Source organism: Pontiella sp. (assembly GCF_041622395.1).
Lineage (GTDB): Bacteria > Verrucomicrobiota > Kiritimatiellia > Kiritimatiellales > Pontiellaceae > Pontiella.
Genome location: NZ_JBFJYW010000288.1, coordinates 1 through 4827 on the forward strand (window position 1 = coordinate 1; position 4827 = coordinate 4827).

Sequence of the window (4827 nt, forward strand, 5' to 3'; positions counted from 1 at the left end):
CAGATTCCTAATCTGTAGGTAGGAGGTTCGAGTCCTCTCCGGGGTACCACTTCACCCCCACTGGGCCCGGACAACGGAGGCTTCGATTGAAATCCACATCTTCCTTGGAGCGGCGGGATCGCGCCATGCGCCGCATCCGCGCCTTTTTCCACGAACGCGGCTACCTCGAGGTGGAAACCCCGATCCGGCTGGCAACCCCCTGCATGGAACTGCATATCGACGCCGAGCCCTCGGGCGACCACTTCCTGCGCACCTCGCCGGAAATCTTCCACAAGCAGCTACTGGCCGCCGGGCACGATCGGATTTTCGAGATCGGAAAATGTTTCCGGCATGGCGAACGGGGAAAACTCCACCATCCGGAATACACCATGCTGGAGTGGTATCAAACCCATGCCGACTACATGGATGTTCTCGCCGAAACCAAAGCGATGATCGCTGCCGTCTGGGAGGATGCGCCGGCCGATTGGAAACCGTTGACCGTTTCCGGCGCCTTTCTGGAATACGCCGGATGGGATCCCGCCGGGAACTACGACGAGGATCGATTCGACATCGATCTAGTCGAAAAGGTGGAGCCCGCCATTAAAGCACTGGGCGGAGCCGTGGTGCTGAAAGACTATCCCATCGAAGCCGCCGCCCTCTCGCGCCGCAAACCGGGCAACCCGCTGATCGCCGAACGGTGGGAGCTTTACATCGAGGGCATCGAGCTGGCCAATGCCTATTCCGAACTGACCGATCCCGTGGAGCAACGCGCCCGGTTTCTGGAGTGCGCCGAACAACGCAAGGCGATGGGCAAAGCAGTCTATCCGATCGACGAAGCCTTCCTGGCCGCACTGGGAAACATGCCGCCGTCGGGCGGCGTGGCGCTGGGCATCGACCGCCTGCTGATGCTGATGGCCGGGGCCGACTCGCTGGATGCGGTGCTGCCGTTTCGATAGAGCGGCGGCCCCGCCGAGCCGAAAAACCATCCGGAAAAAGCCGCTACGAATCCTTTTTCCCGCCTTTTACCTCGTCCTCATTCCCCTTGTGGTACTTCTCGACCGTCTTATCGAGTTGCCGCAATTGCTTGGCGACATCGTTGAGGCGGTACTCGATCGAATTGAGGATCCAAAACTGGAAATGCTCCACCTTGGTCGACTTGTGCATCATCCAGATAATCTTGATGGAAACCAGCAGAACCGCGATTTCCAGCGAGAAAAGAGGGGGAATAAAGGGATCCTTGATATGCAGGGCATGATTGACTAAGTCGTTCGTCGCCAGCAGTGCGATCGCAATGATGAAAAACATGTTCACCATGTGATCCTGCTTTGCCGCATCCTTTCCGCCAATCTGCCCCATGAGCTGGCGGATCTTTTCCTTCTCTTTCTTGAACTGGTCGAGTTCGGCCTTGAGTTTGATCGGGTCTAGTTCTTCCATGCGAGACATCTCCTGTTTTACTAGGTGGGATTATAGGGAGGGCAACACATTCATCAATACCTATTAAAGCCCGAATCCGCCTCGAACCTCTTTGCTGGCTATTTTAAATTGACGACCCGGTCATGCGAAAGGTCATACTCCCTCCCAGTGCAGGGGTTCGTTTTCAGAACGACGGGAGGCCATGTTGCAAGATCACATCATGAAGGCACTCATTCTCGCAACCATACTGATTGGTTTGCTGGGTTTGCTTTTCAAGCGGAACCTGCTTCTGCGCATTCTCTCGATGGATGTGATGGGCACGGGGGTTGTCAGCCTGTTCGTGCTGTATGCCACGCGCCATGGAAGGCGCACCCCGACCGTGACCGGCGAAACGGTTGAACCATATGCCGATCCCGTTCTGCAGGCGGTCATTCTGACGGCGATCGTGATCGGCTTCTCCATCGTGGCCCTGGTGTTGGTGCAAAGCATGTACATTGCCAAGCGATATCCCACGCTGGAAGTCGACGAAATCGAAGACCACTGGAAGGAGGACGGATGATCCTTCTCCTGGTTTTTCTTCCGTTCCTGACGGGACTGCTCTGCCTCATGTTCCATCGCGGGCTGCGAACCATCCCGGTTTTTGCCTACCTCGTTTCCGCGGCGGCAAGCCTCGGTGTTCTTGGCACGGGCAACGCCATGTCCATCCACCTCGTCGATAGTTTTGGCATTTCGCTGGTACTCGATCGAGCGGCCGCCTGGTTCGTCCTGCTGAATGCCGTCGTGTCGATTGCGGTTGCCTGGCATGAGCGCTACAAAGGCCGACATCACTATTTCTTCATCCTGCTGGCCGTGTTGCACGGTTGCGTGAACGCCTGCTTTGTCAGCAACGATCTGTTCAATCTTTATGTCGTGATCGAACTAACCACCATCTGTGCCTTCCTATTGATCGGACAAGGAATGTCGACGCGGCACCTCTGGAACGCGCTTCGCTACATTTTCCTGAGCAATGTCGGCATGCTCTTTTTTCTGCTGGGCGTGTTGCTGGTCTACGAATCGGCCGGCGATTTTACGTTTGCGAGCGCGGTCAAGGCCCCGCCCACGGCGCGGGCGATGATCGTGACGGGACTGCTCGTCAAGGGGGGCGTTTTTTTGCCCGGCCTTTGGTTGCCGCAGGCGCACGCCGAAGCCGATGCGGCCGTTTCCGCGCTTCTTTCCGGATTGGTGGTGAACATCGGGCTGTTGCCGCTGCTTCGCATGGAGGCCTGCTCGCCCGATGCGGAAACCGTTATTCGGCTGGTCGGCTTCGGCGGCATTTTCACCGGACTCGGACTGGCCTTTTTGCAGCGCGACGTGAAACGGCTACTGGCCTGTTCAACCATCTCCCAAGTCGGATTCGTGCTGATTGCCCCGGTCGCGGGGCCGGTGTATGCCTTTGCCCACGGGATCGCCAAAGCCAGCCTGTTTTTATGCGCAGGCCGGTTGCCCGATCGCGACCTAACGCGCCTGAAGGAAAAAGGCGTCGAGCGGCCGCTTGCCCTGCCGATGGTGCTGGCGGCGTTGTCGATTGCCGGGGGGCCGCTGCTGTTCGGCTTTTATGCGAAATATTCCGTCGGGACGATGCTTTCGGAGTGGGCCTATGGGCTGATGATGCTCGCTTCCGTTGGTACGGCCGCGATCATGACCCCGATTATCCTGCTTCCGCAAAAGCCGGCCTCTTGGCGGGAATCCAGCTGGTGGCAGTCGCCCACCCTGCTCGGGATCGTACTGCTGGCGTGCGGCATTCTTTCCGGCCCGTACAACCTCTCGGCCTGGGCGAAGTCCGCCGGCATCTTGGCGGCAGGCATGCTGCTGCACAAAACCCTCCTTTGGCGATTGGCCAAGCTCTCGCTTCCGGGAGGCTGGGAAAAGCTGGAGCACGTGGTGGGGATGACCTGCATCGCGCTCATATTTTTGATTGTGACGGTGTACCTGCCATGAGTGGACCGTTCATACTCGCCTTCGGAATTTGGATGCTGCTCACGGCCGACTTTTCGCGGACCAACGCCCTCGCGGGCCTTGTTGCGGCGGCGCTGGTTGCCTTGCTGCCCAAGCACCGCTTTTCGGCCTGGCAACTTTTCCGTCTCATTCTCTCCGTCCTCATTCGGGTACCCATGGCGATCTGGGAGTCGGCCTGCATCGTCTTCATCCCCCACCCCAACGAACGGATTTCCACCGAAAAGATCCAGCATCCCCAAAACCGCTGGTCGATTTTCTGCCAATCGTTCATCATCACCTTCACCCCCCGATCGCTGGTCGTAAGCGAGGACGACGACGAGATCCGCATCCACTCCCTGGAACCCGGGGACCCATCATGACCCTCCTATTGGCCTTCATGCTTTTCACGCTCCTGTTCCCGGTGGTCCACTCCTTCCGCACCGCAAACATCTGGGAACGGATGCTCTGCTACACCAGCATTTCCACCCGCGCGGCCGTGGTGTTGATCATCTTTTCGCGCTACCGACACGATGTCATGATCGGGCTGGTGGCGGTGATCGTTCTGTGCGTCGGCAATTCCGGCCTTCTTCTGCTCGCCAAATTGATTAAAGGACTGGAGGACGAATGCGATTGATTCTGGCAACCGTACTGGCCGGTATCGGCGCCGCCCTCTGGCTCTGGGGCGCGCTCCGCCTGACCGGAAAGAAGAGCTATCTGTGGAAAATCCATGCCTTGGGCATTTCCGACATGATCGGGTCGCTCTTCATTCTCGCGGGCGTGCTGTTGCACTCAACGGAGTATTGGCCCCATGTGTTGCTGGCCATGGCCTCCATCGCCTTCTGGGGAACGGCGTTTTCGCTGGTGATGGCCCGGTTGGGCCACAGCCGGCACGGGGAGGACCCAAAATGAACGGTTGGCTCGAGGTCTTCATCGTTGCACTGCTTCCGCTGACGGCGCTTTTTGCCGTGCTGCAGACGCAGCCATACGCCGCGCTCGTTTTGCGCGGCATGATGGGCGTGGTCTCCGTGTTGCTCTATGCCGTGCTGGGCGCACCCGACGTGGCCCTGACCGAAGTGCTGGTGGGTACGTTGCTGACCGTCATTCTTTATGCCGTAACCGTGCGCTCCACGCAGGTGGTGCGCGTGGGAATGTTGACCAACAGGGATTCCACCGCCGCGATCAAGCGGCTGTGCAAAACCCATAAACTATCGCAACGCAAAATCGTGTTCCCCAGCGAAAAGGAGTTGATCGCCGCCCTCAAAGAGGGACGGGTGGACGCGGTGTGCGTCAAATCCGGAACCGCCCCCTCGCTGCGCCCCCTGTTTGAGCCGGATCTTCCGGCGGACCTCCTCGTCACGGTGCTGGCAGAACACGGACGCTGGCACGAACGACAACTCGGCAAGCTCAAGCAGGCCGACGAACCGGTCGCCAGGTTACGGTACCGCGAGAAAGGAGGAATCC

At 58.8% G+C, this 4827-nt stretch carries 8 protein-coding genes; 7 read left to right on the top strand and 1 reads right to left on the bottom strand.

Translation table 11 applies throughout. From position 1 onward, the window contains the following. Positions 1–86 precede the first annotated feature (86 nt). Positions 87–935 (top strand): EF-P lysine aminoacylase EpmA, encoded by an 849-nt coding sequence (gene epmA / locus ABYO54_RS14100; protein ID WP_372808886.1) that lies wholly within the window; start codon positions 87–89, stop codon positions 933–935. A gap of 43 nt (positions 936–978) precedes the next feature. Here epmA and ABYO54_RS14105 read toward each other — a convergent pair whose 3' ends face one another. Then, the gene (locus tag ABYO54_RS14105; RefSeq protein WP_372808887.1) at positions 979–1413 is read right to left on the bottom strand and encodes a hypothetical protein; all 435 of its coding nucleotides are present in this window, start codon (positions 1411–1413) and stop codon (positions 979–981) included. 196 nt (positions 1414–1609) lie between these two features. On the opposite strand from ABYO54_RS14105, the gene ABYO54_RS14110 reads away from it, so the two are divergent. The 6 genes from ABYO54_RS14110 to ABYO54_RS14135 form a co-directional block, all read left to right on the top strand. Next, positions 1610–1951 (top strand): cation:proton antiporter subunit C, encoded by a 342-nt coding sequence (locus ABYO54_RS14110; RefSeq protein WP_372808893.1) that lies wholly within the window; start codon positions 1610–1612, stop codon positions 1949–1951. Continuing rightward, positions 1948–3369 carry a proton-conducting transporter membrane subunit gene (locus tag ABYO54_RS14115; protein WP_372808888.1) on the top strand — a complete coding sequence of 474 codons (1422 nt, stop codon included), beginning with the start codon at positions 1948–1950 and terminating at the stop codon, positions 3367–3369. Before ABYO54_RS14110 ends, ABYO54_RS14115 begins: the two co-directional genes overlap by 4 nt. Further along, the gene (locus ABYO54_RS14120) at positions 3366–3746 is read left to right on the top strand and encodes a Na+/H+ antiporter subunit E (protein ID WP_372808889.1); all 381 of its coding nucleotides are present in this window, start codon (positions 3366–3368) and stop codon (positions 3744–3746) included. The genes ABYO54_RS14115 and ABYO54_RS14120 overlap by 4 nt, the downstream gene beginning before the upstream one ends. Next, positions 3743–4000, top strand: a complete 258-nt coding sequence (locus ABYO54_RS14125) for a hypothetical protein (protein WP_372808890.1) — start codon at positions 3743–3745, stop codon at positions 3998–4000. The genes ABYO54_RS14120 and ABYO54_RS14125 overlap by 4 nt, the downstream gene beginning before the upstream one ends. After that, positions 3991–4275 (top strand): monovalent cation/H(+) antiporter subunit G, encoded by a 285-nt coding sequence (locus ABYO54_RS14130; RefSeq protein ID WP_372808891.1) that lies wholly within the window; start codon positions 3991–3993, stop codon positions 4273–4275. Before ABYO54_RS14125 ends, ABYO54_RS14130 begins: the two co-directional genes overlap by 10 nt. Further along, on the top strand, positions 4272–4827 hold a 556-nt coding region (locus tag ABYO54_RS14135; protein WP_372808892.1), incomplete at its 3' end, for a hydrogenase subunit MbhD domain-containing protein. The genes ABYO54_RS14130 and ABYO54_RS14135, both read left to right, overlap by 4 nt.